Genomic DNA, 16,990 nt, shown 5'->3' on the forward strand with positions numbered 1-16,990 from the left:
TCCACTGTGGACACCGATGGCGGCCCGGCCGCTACGCCTCTTCTTCGAGCATCTCCGGGGTCACCGCGGATTCGGTGTCCGGGAGGCCGAGTTCCTTGGCACGCTTGTCCGCCATCGCGAGCAGCCGCCGGATCCGGCCCGCCACCGCGTCCTTCGTCATCTGTGGATCCGAGAGCTGGCCCAGTTCCTCCAGCGAGGCCTGCCGGTTGGACAACCGCAGCTTGCCCGCCGCGAGCAGGTGATCGGGCGCGGTGTCGCCGAGGATTTCGAGCGCGCGCTCGACCCTGGCCGCGGCGGCGACCGCGGCGCGCGCCGACCGCCGCAGGTTCGCGTCGTCGAAGTTGGCGAGGCGGTTGGCCGTGGCCCGCACCTCGCGGCGCATCCGGCGCTCCTCCCACTGCAGCACGCTCGTGTGTGCGCCGAGCCGGGTCAGCAGCGCGCCGATCGCGTCGCCGTCGCGGACCACGACCCGGTCCGCGCCACGAACCTCGCGGGACTTCGCCTGGATACCCATCCGGCGGGCGGCGCCGACCAGCGCGAGCGCGGCCTCCGGGCCGGGGCAGGTGACCTCCAGCGACGAAGAGCGGCCGGGTTCGGTCAGCGAGCCGTGGGCGAGGAAGGCGCCGCGCCAGGCGGCCTCCGCGTCGGCCACGCCCCCGGACACCACCGCGGCGGGCAGCCCGCGCACCGGGCGGCCACGCTGGTCGATCAGGCCGGTCTGCCTGGCCAGGCCCTCACCGTCCTTCACCACCCGCACGACGTACCGCGTCCCCTTGCGCAGCCCGCCGCTCGCCGTGATGACGTGCACGTCCGAATGGTGCCCGTAGAGCTCGTGGATCTCCTTGCGCAGCCGGCGCGCGACCGAGCCGGTGTCCAGTTCGGCCTCCACCACGACCCGGCCCGCCACGATGTGCAGCCCGCCCGCGAAACGCAGCAACGACGCGACCTCGGCCCGGCGTGGCCCGATCTTCGTGATCTCCAGCCGGCTCAACTCGTCCTTCACCGCAGCGGTCATCGCCATTGCTGCCCCTCCCTGCCTTCCGCTCCGCCCCCGTGTGCCGCGCCCGCCCCGGTACTGCCCCTTTCGAGACCGAGAGCCTCCCGCACGCAGCGCGCGAGCGCATCAGGATCATGCCGTCCCACCACTTCCGGGTCAGCCACCGCCCCCAGGTGGGCCACCCCGCCCAGCCGCTCCGCCGCCTTGCGGAGCCGGGGCGGGTCGGGGACCGAATCGCGGTCCGCGATCACGGCGTCCACCCGCAGCAGCGGCGCGTGATCGAAGAGCACGTCCAGATGCTGTTCCGGCGAGAATCCCGCGGTTTCACCCGGCTGGGGGACAAGATTCAGGATGACCACCTTGGTCGCCGTGGTCCGGACCAACGCGTCGTGCAGATCCGGCACCAGCAGATGCGGCAGCACGCTGGTGAACCACGAGCCGGGCCCGAGGAAGACGACGTCGGCCGCGAGCACCGCGTCGATCGCCTCCTGGCAGGCCCGGGGCGGGCGCTCCACCCGCCCGCCGGGGTGCAGGCTGATCCGCCGCACCTGCCCCGGCGTCGTCGCCACCGCCACCTGGCCGCGGATGCGGCGCAGCGCGGTGGCGTCCTCGCTGTCCAGGCCGCTGACCTCGGCCTCGATCTCCAGTGGTTCCGGCGACATCGGCAGCACCCGGCCGGAGACCCCGATGAGCCTGCTCGCCTCGTCGAGCGCGGCCACCGGATCGCCGAGCACCTCGAACAGCCCGGCCAGCAGCAGGTTGCCCACGGCGTGCCCGGCGAGCGCGCCGTCCCCGCCGAACCGGTGCTGGAACACCTCGGCCCACAGCGTGCCGCCGTCCTCGGCGGCGAACGCCGCGAAGGCCTGGCGCAGATCGCCGGGCGGCAGCAGGCCGAGCTCGCGGCGCAGCCGTCCGGACGATCCGCCGTCGTCGGCGACGGTGACCACCGCGGTGACCTCGCGCGTCACCCGCCGCAGCGCGGTGAGCGTCGCGTGCAGTCCGTGCCCGCCCCCGAGCGCGACCGCGCGCACGTTACTCGCGGCCAAGGTCGCGGTGCACCACCTTCACGGCCATACCGTCCTCATTGGACAGACGCTGGGCGAGTTCCTCGGAGATCGCGACGCTGCGGTGCTTTCCGCCGGTGCAGCCCACCGCGAGCGTCAGGTACCGCTTGCCCTCGCGCTTGTACCCGGCGCCGATGAGCCGCAGCAACTGGTGGTAGCGGTCCAGGAACTCCTCGGCGCCCTCCTGGCTGAGCACGTAGTTGCGTACCTCGTTCTCCAGCCCGGTGTGCTCGCGCAGCTCCGGGATCCAGAACGGGTTCGGCAGGAACCGCACGTCCATCACGAGATCGGCGTCCATCGGGAGACCGTACTTGTACCCGAAGGACAGCACGGTCACCCGGGTCGTCGTGCCCGCCTCGGACCCGAACGCGTCCTCGATCTTGGCCCGCAGGTCGTGCACCGACAGCGACGAGGTGTCCAGCACCAGGTCGGCCTCCTCGCGCAGCGGCTCCAGCAGCGTGCGCTCGGCGGTGATCCCGTCGGCCAGCCGCCCGTCCCCCTGCATCGGGTGCCCGCGCCGGACCGCCTCGAACCGGCGCACCAGCACCGCGTCGGTGGCCTCCAGGAACAGCACGCGCGGCTTGTACCCGCGCGCGTCCAGATCCTTGATCACCGAGGCGAGGTCGTCGGTGAACGCCCGCGAGCGCACGTCCATCACCACCGCGACCTTCGTGATCGCCCCGCGGGCCTGCGCGCCGAGCTCCACCATCGTGGCGATCAGCTCCGGCGGCAGATTGTCCACCACGAACCAGCCGAGGTCCTCCAGGCACTTGGCCGCCGTGCTGCGGCCGGCGCCGGACAGCCCGGACACGACCGCGACCTCCATCCCGGACCCGCGGTTCTCCTCGTTCGCACTCACTTCGCGTTACCTTCCCCGATCATGTTCCCGGCTCCCCTCCCGCGGCCACCGCGCCGGTCTCCCCGGCCAGCGCGGCCACCACGGCCTCCGCGGTGCGCCTGCCGAAGCCGGGCACCGCCTCGATCTCCTCGACCCTGGCCTGCTTGAGCTTCTTCACCGAGCCGAAGTGCTTGATCAGCGCGGTACGGCGAGCCTGCCCCAGGCCCGGCACACTGTCCAATTCGGACGTCTGCATCCGCTTGGACCGCTTCTCCCGGTGGTACCGGATGGCGAAGCGGTGCGCCTCGTCCCGGACCCGCTGCATCAGGTACAGCGCGTCGGAGGTGCGCGGCAGGATCACCGGGTCCGGGTCCCCCGGCAGCCAGACCTCTTCGAGCCGTTTCGCCAGCCCCACCACGGCGACGTCGTGCACGCCCAGCTCGGCCAGCACCTCCGCGGCAGCGGTGGCCTGCGGCCCCGCGCCGTCGACGACGAGCAGGTTCGGCGCGTACGCGAACTTGCGCGGTTTCCCCGTCTCCGGGTCGATCCCCGGCTTCGCCGGGTCGACCTCGACCGCCTCCCCCTCGGCGGCTGCTGCCGCGGTTTCCTTGAGGTAGCGGGAAAAACGGCGACGGACGACCTCGGCGATGGACGCGACGTCGCCCTCGTCGGCGGCCTCGCGCAACGCGAAGCGCCGGTACTCGGACTTACGGGCGACCCCGTCCTCGAACACCACCAGCGACGCCACGACGTCGCTGCCCTGGATGTGGCTGATGTCCACGCATTCGATGCGCAGCGGCGCGTTTTCGAGCGCGAGGTAGTCCTGCAGTTCGGACAGCGCCGCCGACCGCGCGGTGAGGTCGCCGGCACGGCGCAGCTTGTGCTGGGTGAACGCCTCGGCGGCGTTGCGCTCGACGGTCTCGGCCAGCGCGCGTTTTTCCCCGCGCTGCGCGACCCGTAGCCGCACCTTGGACCCGCGCAGGCCGGACAGCCATTCGGTGACCGCGTCGGCGTCCGCGGGCAGCTCCGGCACCAGCACCTCGCGCGGCACCGGCGAGCCCGCGTCGACCTCGTCACGCGCGGCGAGATCGGCCTCCTCCCCGTAGAACTGCGTGAGGAAGTGGTCGACCAGTGCCGGGACGTCCATCTCCTCGGCCTTGTCGATGACCCAGCCGCGCTGCCCGCGCACCCGCCCGCCGCGCACGTGGAAGACCTGGACCGCGGCCTCCAGCTCGTCGTGGGCGAAGGCGACGACGTCGGCGTCCGTGCCGTCGCCGAGCACCACGGCCTGCTTCTCCATCGCCCGGCGCAGCGCTCCCAGATCGTCGCGCAGGCGGGCGGCGCGCTCGAACTCCAGCTCCTCGGACGCGGCGGCCATCTCCCGTTCGAGCCTGCGGATCATGCCCTCGGTGCGCCCGGCGAGGAAATCACAGAAGTCCTCGACGATCGCGCGGTGCTCGTCGGCCGAGACCCGGCCCACGCACGGCGCCGAGCACTTCTCGATGTAGCCGAGCAGGCAGGGCCTGCCGATCTGCCCGTGCCGCCGGAACACCCCGGCCGAGCAGGTGCGGGCCGGGAAGACACGCAGCAGCAGGTCGAGCGTCTCGCGGATGGCCCACGCGTGCGAGTACGGCCCGAAGTAGCGGACGCCCTTCTTCCGCGCGCCGCGGTAGACGTGCAGACGCGGGAACTCCTCGTTCAACGTCACCGCGAGCACCGGGTAGCTCTTGTCGTCGCGGTAGCGGACGTTGAACCGGGGGTCGAACTCCTTGATCCAGTTGTACTCCAGCTGCAGCGCCTCGACCTCGGTGGACACCACGGTCCACTCGACGCTCGCCGCGGTGGTCACCATCTGGCGGGTGCGCGGGTGCAGCCCGGAGAGATCCGCGAAGTACGAGTTCAGCCTGCTGCGCAGGCTTTTCGCCTTGCCGACGTAGATGACCCGGCGCGTGTCGTCGCGGAACTTGTACACGCCGGGAGCGTCCGGGATGCTCCCCGGCGAGGGACGGTAGGTGGACGGGTCAGCCACGCCCCCAAGACTATGGCTCGCCCCCGACAGTCTTGCGAGCCCCCGGTGCTCGGCACCGCGTACCAGGCCTTTTCGTGCCCGCCCGACGGAAGTCGGGTGATCGGGACGGACCCGACGTTCGTTGGTACACCACGTCCGATTCGACGGTTACTTTCCCACCAGCCGAGAGATCGGCGCTCTCCGGTCCCCACCGCGAAAGGAACCGCTCGTGAGCCGTATCCGCACCATCGGCGCGGCGTGCACCGCCGCCGTCGCGCTCACTCTCTCCGGCGGCGCGCTCGCCGCCGCGTCGGGAGTCCAGCCGAACATCGTCGGCGGGACCACCGCGCCCACCGTCAGCTGGGGCGCCCAGGTCTACGTCAAGACCGCCGGTCGTCCGTTCAACGGCTTCAACTGCTCCGGCTCGGTCATCGCCGCGGAGTGGGTCATGACCGCCGTGCACTGCCTCGACGAGGACGGCAGCGGCATGTTCGTCCGGGTCGGCAGCAACGAGCTCGGCGGTGGCACGAAGATCGAGGTGGACAAGAAGGTCGAGTCGCCGGAAGGGGACATCGCGCTGCTGCACCTGGCGCAGGCCACCACCGCCAAGCCGATCGCCCTCGGTGACGCCGACCCCGCGCGCGGCACCACCGACCAGCTCTACGGCTGGGGCCGCGAGACCCCGACCGGCCCGCCCGCCCCCGCGCTGAAGACGACGAACGTGCAGGTCACCGGCTCGTCGACGGACGCGTACGGTGGTCGCGCCGTGCAGAGCGTCGGGATCAACGGGTCGGCGTGGAAGGGCGACTCCGGCGGCCCGGAGGTCTCCGGCGGCAAGCAGGTCGGCGTCGCCTCGACCGTGCAGAACCAGGACGGCACGAACACCAAGGGCACCAACAACTACGCGAGCGTCGCGACCAGCCGCTCGTGGATCAAGAGCACCGCGGGCGTCTGATCCCGCGGCAGGTCTCTGAAGGCCACCTTGAGGGACTTGAGTTCCCTCAAGGTGGCCTTCAGAGCACGTCAGGGTGTGTGGAATCCTCGGCGGCATGCGGATCGCGACCTGGAACGTCAACTCCATCCTGCCGCGGCTGCCCCGGGTCCTGGAGTGGCTCGGGCAGACCGGCACGGACGTGCTGTGCGTGCAGGAACTCAAGAACACCACGGAGGCGTTCCCGGTCGAACCCGTCCGCGAGCTCGGCTACGAGGTCGCGGCGTACGGCCTCGGCCGGTGGAACGGCGTCGCGATCCTCTCGAAGGCCGGGCTCGAGGACGTCACCCGCGGCCTCACCGGTGAACCGCGGTTCGACGGCGCCGCCGAGGCCCGCGCGATCGGCGCCACCTGCGGTGGCGTGCGCGTGTGGTCGGTGTACGTCCCCAACGGCCGCGAGCCGGAGAACCCGCACTACGCCTACAAACTGGAGTGGCTGGCCGCGCTGCGCGCCACGGTCGCCGCCGAGCTCGGCGCGGAGCGGCCGTTCGCGGTGCTCGGTGACTTCAACGTCGCCCCCGACGACGCGGACGTCTGGGACATCACGGCCTTCGCCGGGTCGACACACGTGACCCCGCCCGAGCGCGCGGCGCTGGCGGCGCTGCGCGAAACGGGCCTGGCGGACGTCTTCCCCCGCCCGCTCAAGTACGACCACCCGTTCACCTACTGGGACTACCGCGCCGGGAACTTCCCGAACAACCGGGGCATGCGGATCGACCTGGTCTACGGCAACGCGGCCTTCACCGGCGCGGTCACGGATTCCTATGTGGACCGTGAGGCCCGCAAGGGCAAGGGCCCGTCCGACCACGCCCCGGTCGTCGTCGACCTGGCGTTGTGAAGCCCGGCGGACGCACGACCGGGTCGGGAAGGCTCAGTTTTCCCAGGCTTCGCGGTGCAGGCGGCGCAGGGCGCGCACGGCCTCCACGGCGTGTTCCCGGTCGACGGCCTGCACGGCCAGCACCGAGTAGTACTCGTCGTCGGGCAGCTCCAGCCGCGCCCACGACGCGCCGTCGGGGAAGCTCACCGACAGCACCTCCGACCACGCGAAGCGCTTGGCGGTCAGCACGTTGCGGACCTCGATGCCCTCGGCGTCGGCACGCACCCGCGCGTTCGCGAACAGCATCGTGCCCGCGGACAGGAGGATCCCGATGCCGACCATCGCCGCCTGGTCCGAGGTCTCGAAGATCACCCCGGTGTCGGTCCGGCGCAGCAGCACCGCCACCACGACGAACACCACGAGCAGCGCGGCCGCGAGCACGCTGCACATCCACACCGCGCGCCGGGGCCGGATCACCAGTTTTCCCTGCTTCTGTTTCACGACGGCCTCGCCAACGCCCCCGGTCACACGAAGCCCCGCTCGGTCCACGGCTGGCGCAGGCCACGCAGCGTGTGCGCGGTGTCCAGCGCCGCGACGGTCGCCTCGTAGCCCTTGTCCTCCGTGGCGCCCGGTAGGCCGGAGCGGGCGATCGCCTGTTCCTCGGTGTCGCAGGTGAGGACGCCGTTGCCGACCGGGGTGCTCTCGTCGAGCGCCACCCTGGTCAGGCCCGCGGTCACCGCGTCACAGACGTACTCGAAGTGCGGCGTGCCCCCGCGGATCACCACCCCGAGCGCGACGACGGCGTCGTGGTTGTTCGCCAGCGCCTGCGCCACCACCGGCAGCTCGACCGCCCCGGCGCAGCGCACCACGGTCGGCTCCTCCTCCAGCTGGGCGTCCTTCGCGGCGGCGAGCGCGCGTTCCAGCAGCGCGTCGGTGATCTTCGGATGCCACCGGGTGACCACGATGCCCAGCCGCAGGGCCTTGCAGTCGCTCAGATCGAGTCCGACCTCGGGACGACCCTCGCCGCTCACGAAAACGCCTCCTAGTCCTGGCCGGGCTTCTCCGGGCGCTCGGCCCCGGCCTGGTCGTAGTTTTCCAGATGCGGCAGGTCATGGCCCATCCGGTCCCGTTTGGTCCGCAGGTACCGCAGGTTCTCCGGGTTCGGCGAGATGGGCAGCGGCACCCGGCCGGTCACCCGCAGGCCGTAGCCCTCCAGCGCGACCCGCTTCGACGGGTTGTTCGTCAGCAGCCGCATCGAGCGCACGCCCAGATCGCACAGGATCTGCGCGCCGGTGCCGTAGTCGCGGGCGTCCGCGGGCACACCGAGGGCGAGGTTCGCGTCGACCGTGTCCGCGCCCTGGTCCTGCAGCTGGTAGGCCTGCATCTTGTGCAGCAGGCCGATCCCCCGGCCCTCGTGCCCGCGGATGTAGAGCACGACGCCGCGGCCCTCCTCGGCCACCGCCTGGAGCGCGGACTGCAGCTGCGGGCCGCAGTCGCAGCGCAGCGAGCCGAAGATGTCGCCGGTGAGGCATTCGGAGTGGACGCGCACGAGCACGTCCTCGCCGTCGCCGATCTCGCCGTAGACGAAGGCGACGTGCTCGATGCCGTCGAGCAGGCTGTCGTAGCCGACCGCGCGGAAGGTACCCGCCACGAGCGGGACCCTGGCCTCGGCGACACGCTCGACCTGCTTCTCGTGCCGTTTGCGGTAGGCGATCAGGTCGGCGATGGTGATCAGCCGCAGGTCGTGGTCGGCGGCGAACACCTCCAGTTCCTCGCGCCGGGCCATGCCGCCGTCGTCCTTCTGGGACACGATCTCGCACAGCACCCCGGCCGGGTGCAGCCCGGCCAGCCGGGCGAGGTCGACGGCGGCCTCGGTGTGGCCCGCCCGGCGCAGCACGCCGCCTTCCTTGGCGCGCAACGGGACCACGTGCCCCGGCCGGCGGAAGTCGGTGGCCTTGGAGTCCGGGTCGGCCAGCAGCCGGATGGTGTGCGCGCGGTCCGACGCCGAGATGCCGGTGGTGACGCCCGCGGCGGCGTCGACCGTGACGGTGTACGCGGTGCCGCGCTGGTCCTGGTTGGTGTGGTACATCGGCGGCAGTTCGAGCCGGTCCGCCTCGGCCTCGGTCACCGGCACGCACACGTAGCCCGAGGTGTAGCGGACCATGAACGCCATCAGCTCCGGCGTCGCCTTCTCGGCGGCGAAGATCAGGTCGCCCTCGTTCTCGCGGTCCTCGTCGTCCACCACGATCACCGCGCGGCCCGCCGCGATGTCCGCGATGGCCGCGTCGATCCCGCCCTCGTCGAAGGCGGCACCGCCGCCGCAGGCCGACCGGCCCGCGGCCGTCGTCCCCGTACTCGTTTCACTCACGACCGTTCCTCCGTCCCGCGCTCCTGTGCCCCGCGCAGATGCGGCGTGGCCAGCTTCTCCACGTACTTCGCGACCACGTCCACCTCGAGATTCACCAGGTCGCCCGCCTCGCGGCGGCCCAGCGTCGTCAGCTGCAGGGTGGTCGGGATCAGCGCGACCGAGAACTGGTCGCCGGTGATCGCGGCGACCGTCAGCGAGACGCCGTCGACCGCGATCGATCCCTTCTCCACCACGTAGCGCGCGAGCGCGGGCGGCAGCGCGAAGGTCGTCAAGCCGTTCTCGTCGCGGGAGAGGAAGACGCCGGTGCCGTCCACGTGTCCCTGCATGATGTGCCCGCCGAGCCGTCCGCCCGCCGCGGTCGCGCGTTCCAGGTTGACCGCGTCGCCCACCGCCACCTTCGCCAGGCTGGACCGCTGGAGCGACTCGTTGACCACGTCCACGATGAACGCCCCGCCGGCGACCTCGACCACGGTGAGGCACACCCCGCTCACGGCGATCGAGTCCCCGTGCCGGGCGTCCCCGGTGACGACCGGTCCGCGGACGGTGAGCCGCGCCGCGTTCGTCAGCTGCTCGACCGCGGTGACCTCGCCGATCTCCTCGACAATGCCGGTGAACACCCCTGTTGCCTCCTCGCCCGTCCCCCGCTGCTGTCTTCCATCCAACACCCGCCCGCGCGGCCGGGCTTCTCCAGTTCCCGCCTGCCGCGCGCGAGGGCGTCAGCCGGTACGGTGACTGGCCGCCCGCGCCCGCAGCGCGGCCACCGCCTTGCCGGGGTCGGCGGCGCCGTAGACCGCGGACCCGGCGACGAAGCAGTCGACGCCCGCCTCGGCGGCCTGCTCGATGGTGTCGGCGTTGATGCCGCCGTCGATCTCGACGACCAGCCGCAGGTGACCGGTGTCGACCAGGCGCCGCGCGGTGCGGACCTTCTCCAGCACGCCGGGGATGAACGACTGCCCGCCGAAGCCGGGCTCGACCGACATCACCAGCAGTGTGTCGTAGTGCTTGAGCGTGTCGAGGTGGTCCTCCAGCCGCGTGCCCGGCTTGATCGACAGCCCGGCCTTCGCGCCCGCGGCGCGCAGGTTCTTCGCCAGGGTCACCGGGTCCGCGGCGGCCTCGGCGTGCACGGTGACGTTGTACGCGCCCGCCTCGGCGTACCCGATCGCCCAGCGGTCCGGGTCCTCGATCATGAGGTGGCAGTCCAGCGGCACGTCGGTGGACTTGAGCAGGGACTCCACCACGGGAAGGCCGAGAGTGAGGTTCGGGACGAAGTGGGCGTCCATGACGTCCACGTGCACCCAGTCGGCACGGGTGTCCCCGGCACCGGCCACGGCGGCGATCTCCTCGCCGAGCCGGGCGAAGTCCGCGGACAGGATGCTGGGTGCGATCAAAGGTCGGTCTGCCACGTGCCGAGTGTAGGAGGCCGTGCTAACGGCCGCTAACCACCTGTGACGAGTACGTCTCCGGCGGGTCCGCCGGGATGGCCGATCGGCCGAGGGGATCTGGCTCCGTGGAGGGAGGTCCCGCCGGTGGGGGCCACATTAGCCTTTCCGGTATGGCCGTACTGAGATCCCTGTCGCGCCCCGGTGAGTACCGCGGCCTTCCCTACGCGGTGGCCGGAGTGGTCCTCACCGTCCCCGCGACCCCGTTCGCCCTGATCGTGGGGGTGTCGGTACGGGGCACGACCGAGCTGCGCATGCTCGGCTTCCTGGTCGGGCTCGGTGTCGCGATGGGACTGTTCGGCCTGCTCGCGCCGGCGCGGCGGCTCAGCGTGTGGCTGGCCAACGACGTGCTCGGCGCGCGGATCCCGCCGCCCGGCCCCGCGCGTCCGGCCTGGCCGGACCGGCTGCGGTCGGCGCTGTGGCTGGTGGTGCACGGCGCGCTCGGCTGGCTCCTGCTCGGCCTGGCCGGGATGACGCTGCTGACCGGCCTGGCCGGGCCGCTGATCTGGTTCAGCGGCGGCGAACGGGACGCGATCGCGTTCTACGGCTGGAAACTGAACATCGAGGACGGCTGGGCCGGTTCGTGGACGCTCGTGCTCGGCCTGGTGACGCTGCTGCTCGTGGCCGTCTTCTGTGTCGGCGGGACGCGGCTGTTCCGGCTGCTCGCGCCGCCGCTGCTCGGCCCGTCCGCCGACGAACGCGCGGCGGAGGCCGAACAGCGCGCCGCCGTCCTCGCGCAGCGCAACCGGCTGGCGCGGGAGCTGCACGACTCCATCGGTCACACGCTGACCACCTCCACGATCCAGGCGGCCGCCGCGGCCGAGCTGATCGAGGCGGACCCGCAGCAGGCGCGGCGCGCGCTGGGCACCATCGAGGAGTCCTCACGCTCCGCGCTGGAGGATCTCGACCACGTACTGGGCCTGCTGCGGGAGGAGCCGTCGGCGAAGGCTCCACAACGGACACTCACCGAGATCGACGTCCTGGCGGGGCGGGCCCGTGACGCCGGGGCCGAAGTGGACCTCGCGGTCACCGGGCCGCTCGGCGAACTGCCCGCGACCGTTTCGCGCGAGGGCTACCGCATCGTCCAAGAAGGACTGACGAACGCCCTGCGGCACGGCGGGGACGGGCCGGTCGTCGTGGTGGTCGCGGCCGCGGCCGCCGCACTGCGGATCGAGGTGGTCAACCCGCTGCCGGGCACCGGGCCCCGGTCCGGGCGCCGGGGGCTGACCGGGCTCGCCGAACGCGTCGAGGCGCTGCGCGGCGCGCTCCACGCCGGGCCAGAGGGCGAGCTGTGGCGCCTGACCGCGGACATCCCGTTGAGGCAGGCCAGGTGAGCACTCCGGAAACCCTGTCCGTCCTCATCGCCGACGACGAACCGCTGGTACGCGCCGGACTGCGCGCGCTGCTGGACCGGCAGCCGGACCTCACGGTGGTCGGTGAGGCCGCCGACGGCGCGGAGGTGCTGGACCGGATCGTGGCCACCCAGCCCGACGTCGTGCTGATGGACGTCCGGATGCCCGGCACCGACGGCATCACCGCGACCCGTCAGGTGCTGGCCACCCTGGCCGCGCCGCCGAAGATCCTGGTGATCACGACGTTCGACAACGACGACTACGTGCACGAGGCGCTGCTGGCCGGTGCCAACGGGTTCCTGCTCAAGCGGGCCCGCAAGGAGGAGATCGCGCACGCCATCCGCACCGTCGCGGCCGGGGAGTCGCTGCTGTTCCCCGGCGCGGTCCGGCGGCTGCTCGCCGCGCGCCCGCCCGCCCCCGCCACGCGCGTGACCTCGTCGCTGACCCGGCGCGAGACCGAGGTGCTCCGGCTGATCGCCGCCGGTCTGTCCAACCCGGACATCGCGGCGGAACTGTTCATCAGCCTCGAAACGGTGAAGACCCACGTGGGCAACATCTTCACGAAACTCGACGCGGCCAACCGGGCACAGGCCGTGGTCATCGCCTACGAATCCGGGCTCGTCACACCGGGCGAAGCGCGGTAGGTGTCGCGGGTCACCACTCGCGAGCGACCTGTTCACCTGGCGATCACCCGTTGCTCCACTGGGTGCCGCGAAGCGCACACATGCGCGGGGACTAATGACCCATGCCCGGCCAACCGGGCGATTTTCCCGAGTCCCCCCAAGGAGAACCGATGCCTTCGCTGTTCGCGGGCCGCCGGAAGTGGCTGGCGGCGGGCGCGCTCGCCGTGGCGGCGGTCGCCGCCGCCCCGGTCGCCTTCGCCGGCACCGACGCCGAATTCCGTTCCGCCGGCACCGGCGACCGCACCCAGGACGTCCGTTCCGCCGTCCGCGGCGGATTCGCCAAGAACGTCATCCTGTTCATCGGCGACGGGATGGGCCAGTCCGAGATCACCTCGGCCCGCAACTACGAGCGCGGCGCCGCCGGACGGCTCGCGATGGACGAGTTCCCGCTCACCGGCGACTACACCACCTACGCCGTGGAGAAGAACAACCCGGCGAAGCCGGACTACGTCACCGACTCCGCCGCGTCCGGCACCGGCTGGGCGACCGGCACCAAGACCTACAACGGCGCGATTTCCGTCGACCCGTACGGGAACCCGGTGCCGACCATCCTGGAGCTGGCCAAGCGGGCCGGGCTGCGCACCGGCGACGTCACCACCGCCGAGGTGCAGGACGCCACCCCGGCCGTGCTCGGCGCGCACGTCGTCAACCGCGACTGCAAGGGCCCGAACGAGACGACCGCGAAGTGCGCGGTCAACGCCAAGGAGAACGGCGGCGCCGGCTCGATCACCGAGCAGCTGGTGCAGACCCGCCCCGACGTCCTGCTCGGCGGCGGCGCGAAGTACTTCAAGCAGCAGCTGAAGGCCGGGGCGTTCCAGGGCAAGACCGGGCTGGACCAGGCCAAGGCCGCGGGCTACCAGGTCGTCGACAACGCCGAAGCCCTCAACGCCGCCAAGCCCGGCAAGCCGGTGCTCGGCCTGTTCGCCGAGGGCAACCTGCCGACCAACTGGACCGGCCCCGCCGCGCGCCAGGGCGGCACCCCGCCGACCCGCTGCGCCCCGAACCCCGCCCTGCCCAAGACCCAGCCGAAGCTGGCCGACCAGACCAGGAAGGCGCTTCAGCTGCTCGACGACCGTCGCGGTGGCAAGGGATTCTTCCTCCAGGTCGAGGGCGCGAGCATCGACAAGCAGGACCACGCGGCCGACCCGTGCGGCCAGATCGGGGAGACGGTCGACTTCGACGCCGCCGTCGCGGCCGGTCTCGCGTTCGCGCGCAGCAACCCGGACACCCTGGTGATCGTCACCGCCGACCACGGCCACACCAGCCAGATCGTCGAGAACGGCACCGTCAGCCCCGGCCAGACCGCGACGCTGGTCACGAACGAGGGCGTGAACATGACCCTCAACTACGCCACCGCGATGCCCGGTTCCTCGCAGGAGCACACCGGCACCCAGGTGCGGATCGCGGGCTACGGCCCGCAGGCGGCGAACGTCGTCGGGCTGACCAACCAGACCGACCTGTTCGGCACCCTGAGGCGGGCCCTGCGCCTGCGCTGATCCACCACCGTCCACTCGCGACGGTGCGGTTCCGTGAAGGCCTCCTTCACAGCGCTCAACGCTGTGAAGGAGGCCTTCACGGCGTTTCCGGGCCGGGGATTCGCCGTGTCATCGGGATGTCATGACCGCGGCCTAGCTTCGGGGACATGGCTCAGCTGTTCGTCCTCCTGGTCGGTCTCTCCGTCCTGTTCTCCGTGATCGCGTTCGAGCACGGCAACGTGCCGATCGGTGTCCTGTTCGCGCTGGTGGCGGTCTCCCCCGTCGCGTTCCTCGTCTTCGCCGCGGCGCGGGGGAAGCGCGAGCCGGGTCCCGGAAACCCCGGCAGGGGCAGGACACTGGCGCTACGGCTGGTCGCGGTCGCCGTGGTGGCCGCGATCGGCTACGGCGGCTACTGGGTCCTGTTCGCGCCGAAGGCCGCCGACACCCCGGCCAGGGTGTCGGACCTCAAGACGGGCTGTTCGAGCAGGTACTTCCCGCAGAACGACGCCTACACCGGCACCGGCCCGCACCCCATCGGCGTGTTCCTCACCGACGACGCCGACTTCACCACCATCGCCTCGATGGGCGGCGACGTGCCCCCGCCGTGGGACGACATCCGGCTGAACGCGCGCCAGGTCCAGGTCATCGCCTGCCTCGACAAACCGGAGGACGGCCCGTACCTCAAGGAGTGCGCGTTCAAATCCGACACGCTCAAGCTCTATCAGGGCGTGTACGACGTCACGGTGTACGAGGCCAAAACCGGCAAGAAGCTCGGCACCGAACAGATCCGGGGCAGCGAGAAACCCAGCTGCCCCGGGATGACCTTCACCAAACGCGGCGCGAGCAGCATCCACACCGAACCGGACACCGCCGCCTACCGCGCGCTTCTCGGCAGGTACGTCGGCGGCTGACCGCGTCCGTCCATTATGGATCGACGAGCAGTTTCCCCGCCAGCGCGACGATCGGCTCCCGCAGCGCCCGCAGCCCGTCGACGTCGTCCTCGACGAAGCGGGCGGTCACCAGCGACACGATCGTCCCGACGAGCGCCTGGCAGCCGAAGCGTGCCTCGGCGGACCGCGCGTCGAAGGTCAGCGCGATCAGGTCGACGAAGTGCCGCTGCAGTTCCAGCCTGCGGCGCATCGCTTCCGGGCCCGCGGCGTAGGTCTCGATGAGGAACAGCCGGGCGAGCGCGGGTTCGGCCGCCAGGCTCGCGAGGTACGTCCCGAGGAACCGGTCGAAACGCTCCAGCGGCGTGCCCGTAGTGATCGGTTCCCCGGCCGCGGCCAGTTGCCCGATCGCGGCTTCGAGCGCCGCGACGAAACACGCCTGCTTGTTGGTGAACTGCTGGTAGAACGTCTCCCGCGAGACTCCGGCGCGCTTGATGACGTCGGCGACGGTGGTGGCCGCGTAGCCGCGCTCGGCCATCGCGTCGGCGGCGGCGCGCAGCATCCGGGCACGCTGCGCGCCGGCGACCTCGTCGCGGGTGAGCTGGTGCCGCCCGCTCGGCAGCCGTCCGGTCATCGCCTCGGCCCGTCCGGCCGGACGCGCAGCGTGGTGAGGAACGCCGCCAGCATGTCGTAGTGGCCGGCCAGCAACAGGAATTCGATCGCGGCCTTTTCGTCGAGATGCTCCCGCAGCGCCGACCAGGTGCCGTCGTCCAGGTCCCGGCGCGCCAGCAGGACGTCCGTCGCGGTCAGCAGCGCGCGTTCGCGCGGTGACCAGCCCGCCTCCGCGGGCCCCGCCTCGACCCGCCGGACGTCCCCGGCGGTGACCCCGGCCCGCCTGCCGAGCCGGACGTGGTGGTCGAACTCGTAGCGGCACCCGCGCACGTGCGCGACCCGCAGGATGACCAGCTCGGTCTCGCGCCGCGGCAGTGTGCCGCCGGGCATGAGCCGGGCGGCGAACCGCAGCCAGCCCCGGAACAGCCGCCGGTGCCGCGCCATGGTCAGGAACAGGTTCGGCGGTGTCGTGCCCGCGATCCGGCCGCTCACCCGCGCCAGCAGCCAGGCGAACCGGCCGACCTCGGCCGGGCCGCCGGGCGCGATCCGCGGCGCGGTCACCGGGCGGCCGCCGGGCGCAGCACCCGGCGCATGACGAGGTTGGCCAGGCGCATCAGCAGAACGTACACCGGCGGGCACAGGCGCTGGAGAAGATGGAGGAGCCGGATGTCGCGCGAGGTGTACACCAGGTACCGGCCGCGCCGCACCGCCCGCACCGTCACCGCGGCGACGCGTTCGGGGCTCACCGCGTGCCTGCGGAACCCGTCCCGCAGCCGGGCGAACGCCCGGCCCGTCGTGTCGACGCCGGCGACCTCGAGCGTGTCGGCCAGCGGCGTGCGAACCCCGCCGGGACAGACCAGGCTGACCCCGATGCCGTGCGCGCGCAGATCGAACCGCAGCACCTCGGACACCCCGCGCAGCCCGAACTTGCTCGCGCTGTAGGCCGCGTGCCACGGCAGCCCGAGCAGCCCGGCGGCCGAGGAGACGTTGACCAGGTGGCCGCCGCGCCCGGCGGCGATCATCGGCGGCAGGAACGTCTCGATCACGTGGATCGGCCCCATCAGGTTGACCTCGACCATCGACCGCCAGTGCCGGTGTTCGAGCCGTTCCACCGTGCCCCACGCGGAGATGCCCGCGACGTTCATGACGATGTCGAGGCTGCCGCAGGCGGCGTGGATCTCCTCCCCGATCCGCCGGACGTCGGGCAGCTCGCTGACGTCGGCGGCCCCGGCGTAGGCGACCACCCCGCCCCCGGCCTGGATCTCCCGCGCCGTCTCGGCCAGCAGCCCGGCGTCGAGGTCGGTGAGGTAGAGCCGCGCGCCCTCGGCCGCCGCGAGCCGGGCGAGGGCCCGGCCGATGCCGCTCGCCGCGCCCGTGATCAGTACCCGCTTGCCCGCGATCTCCACAACGCGGAACTTTTTCACGAACACTGGTGTTCGTCAATAGGTACGCGTAACTT

Annotated in this window: 18 protein-coding genes; 6 read left to right on the forward strand and 12 right to left on the reverse strand. The window is 72.0% G+C overall.

The window, feature by feature from the left end; translation table 11 throughout:
- Positions 1-31: 31 nt before the first annotated feature.
- Genes whiA through uvrC form a run of 4 tightly spaced genes read right to left on the reverse strand, consistent with a single transcriptional unit; the run spans position 32 to position 4,928 of the window.
- On the reverse strand, positions 32-1,021 hold the full coding sequence (gene whiA / locus ABD987_RS04235) for a DNA-binding protein WhiA (RefSeq protein ID WP_345387116.1): 990 nt from the start codon (positions 1,019-1,021) through the stop codon (positions 32-34).
- On the reverse strand, positions 1,012-2,028 hold the full coding sequence (locus tag ABD987_RS04240; RefSeq protein WP_345388229.1) for a gluconeogenesis factor YvcK family protein: 1,017 nt from the start codon (positions 2,026-2,028) through the stop codon (positions 1,012-1,014). The genes whiA and ABD987_RS04240 overlap by 10 nt, the downstream gene beginning before the upstream one ends.
- 1 nt (position 2,029) lies before the next feature.
- On the reverse strand, positions 2,030-2,887 hold the full coding sequence (rapZ, locus tag ABD987_RS04245) for an RNase adapter RapZ (RefSeq protein WP_345388231.1): 858 nt from the start codon (positions 2,885-2,887) through the stop codon (positions 2,030-2,032).
- 52 nt (positions 2,888-2,939) lie between these two features.
- Complete coding sequence (gene uvrC / locus ABD987_RS04250) at positions 2,940-4,928, reverse strand: excinuclease ABC subunit UvrC (RefSeq protein WP_345387118.1); 1,989 nt, start codon at positions 4,926-4,928, stop codon at positions 2,940-2,942.
- A gap of 208 nt (positions 4,929-5,136) precedes the next feature.
- Between uvrC and ABD987_RS04255 the strand changes: the two genes are divergently transcribed.
- Together ABD987_RS04255 and ABD987_RS04260 are read left to right on the forward strand one after the other, a co-directional pair.
- Entirely contained in the window at positions 5,137-5,862 is a 726-nt protein-coding gene (locus ABD987_RS04255) for a S1 family peptidase (RefSeq protein WP_345387120.1), read from the forward strand.
- Between the two features lie 94 nt (positions 5,863-5,956).
- Entirely contained in the window at positions 5,957-6,736 is a 780-nt protein-coding gene (locus ABD987_RS04260; RefSeq protein ID WP_345387122.1) for an exodeoxyribonuclease III, read from the forward strand.
- A gap of 33 nt (positions 6,737-6,769) precedes the next feature.
- Here ABD987_RS04260 and ABD987_RS04265 read toward each other — a convergent pair whose 3' ends face one another.
- From ABD987_RS04265 to rpe, 5 genes are all read right to left on the reverse strand, one after another.
- A complete protein-coding gene (locus ABD987_RS04265) occupies positions 6,770-7,165 on the reverse strand; it encodes a PH domain-containing protein (RefSeq protein WP_345388233.1) in 396 nt (131 codons plus the stop codon).
- Between the two features lie 74 nt (positions 7,166-7,239).
- Positions 7,240-7,746, reverse strand: coding sequence for a 6,7-dimethyl-8-ribityllumazine synthase (ribH, locus tag ABD987_RS04270; protein ID WP_345387124.1), 507 nt, complete (start codon positions 7,744-7,746; stop codon positions 7,240-7,242).
- An 11-nt stretch (positions 7,747-7,757) separates the two neighbouring features.
- Positions 7,758-9,005, reverse strand: a complete 1,248-nt coding sequence (locus ABD987_RS04275; RefSeq protein WP_378214360.1) for a bifunctional 3,4-dihydroxy-2-butanone-4-phosphate synthase/GTP cyclohydrolase II — start codon at positions 9,003-9,005, stop codon at positions 7,758-7,760.
- 74 nt (positions 9,006-9,079) lie between these two features.
- Positions 9,080-9,700 carry a riboflavin synthase gene (locus ABD987_RS04280; protein ID WP_345387128.1) on the reverse strand — a complete coding sequence of 207 codons (621 nt, stop codon included), beginning with the start codon at positions 9,698-9,700 and terminating at the stop codon, positions 9,080-9,082.
- A 99-nt stretch (positions 9,701-9,799) separates the two neighbouring features.
- Positions 9,800-10,471: a ribulose-phosphate 3-epimerase gene (gene rpe, locus ABD987_RS04285; RefSeq protein ID WP_345388235.1), complete on the reverse strand. Its 672-nt coding sequence runs from the start codon at positions 10,469-10,471 to the stop codon at positions 9,800-9,802.
- A 164-nt stretch (positions 10,472-10,635) separates the two neighbouring features.
- Here rpe and ABD987_RS04290 point away from each other — a divergent pair, with 164 nt between their 5' ends.
- The 4 genes from ABD987_RS04290 to ABD987_RS04305 all read left to right on the forward strand — a co-directional run bounded on the left by ABD987_RS04290 (position 10,636) and on the right by ABD987_RS04305 (position 14,943).
- Positions 10,636-11,856, forward strand: a complete 1,221-nt coding sequence (locus ABD987_RS04290; protein WP_345387130.1) for a sensor histidine kinase — start codon at positions 10,636-10,638, stop codon at positions 11,854-11,856.
- Positions 11,853-12,518: a response regulator transcription factor gene (locus tag ABD987_RS04295; RefSeq protein ID WP_345387132.1), complete on the forward strand. Its 666-nt coding sequence runs from the start codon at positions 11,853-11,855 to the stop codon at positions 12,516-12,518. The genes ABD987_RS04290 and ABD987_RS04295 overlap by 4 nt, the downstream gene beginning before the upstream one ends.
- A gap of 149 nt (positions 12,519-12,667) precedes the next feature.
- A complete protein-coding gene (phoA, locus tag ABD987_RS04300) occupies positions 12,668-14,053 on the forward strand; it encodes an alkaline phosphatase (protein WP_345387135.1) in 1,386 nt (461 codons plus the stop codon).
- Positions 14,054-14,199: 146 nt separating this feature from the next.
- Entirely contained in the window at positions 14,200-14,943 is a 744-nt protein-coding gene (locus tag ABD987_RS04305) for a hypothetical protein (protein ID WP_345387137.1), read from the forward strand.
- Positions 14,944-14,956: 13 nt separating this feature from the next.
- Here ABD987_RS04305 and ABD987_RS04310 read toward each other — a convergent pair whose 3' ends face one another.
- The 3 genes from ABD987_RS04310 to ABD987_RS04320 are packed head-to-tail and all read right to left on the reverse strand — an operon-like array spanning position 14,957 to position 16,955.
- On the reverse strand, positions 14,957-15,553 hold the full coding sequence (locus ABD987_RS04310; protein ID WP_345387139.1) for a TetR/AcrR family transcriptional regulator: 597 nt from the start codon (positions 15,551-15,553) through the stop codon (positions 14,957-14,959).
- Positions 15,550-16,092, reverse strand: coding sequence for a carboxymuconolactone decarboxylase family protein (locus ABD987_RS04315; RefSeq protein WP_345387141.1), 543 nt, complete (start codon positions 16,090-16,092; stop codon positions 15,550-15,552). Before ABD987_RS04315 ends, ABD987_RS04310 begins: the two co-directional genes overlap by 4 nt.
- Positions 16,089-16,955 (reverse strand): SDR family oxidoreductase, encoded by an 867-nt coding sequence (locus ABD987_RS04320; RefSeq protein ID WP_345387143.1) that lies wholly within the window; start codon positions 16,953-16,955, stop codon positions 16,089-16,091. The genes ABD987_RS04315 and ABD987_RS04320 overlap by 4 nt, the downstream gene beginning before the upstream one ends.
- Positions 16,956-16,990 lie beyond the last annotated feature (35 nt).

The organism is Amycolatopsis samaneae (assembly GCF_039541975.1).
Taxonomy (GTDB): Bacteria; Actinomycetota; Actinomycetes; order Mycobacteriales; family Pseudonocardiaceae; genus Amycolatopsis; species Amycolatopsis samaneae.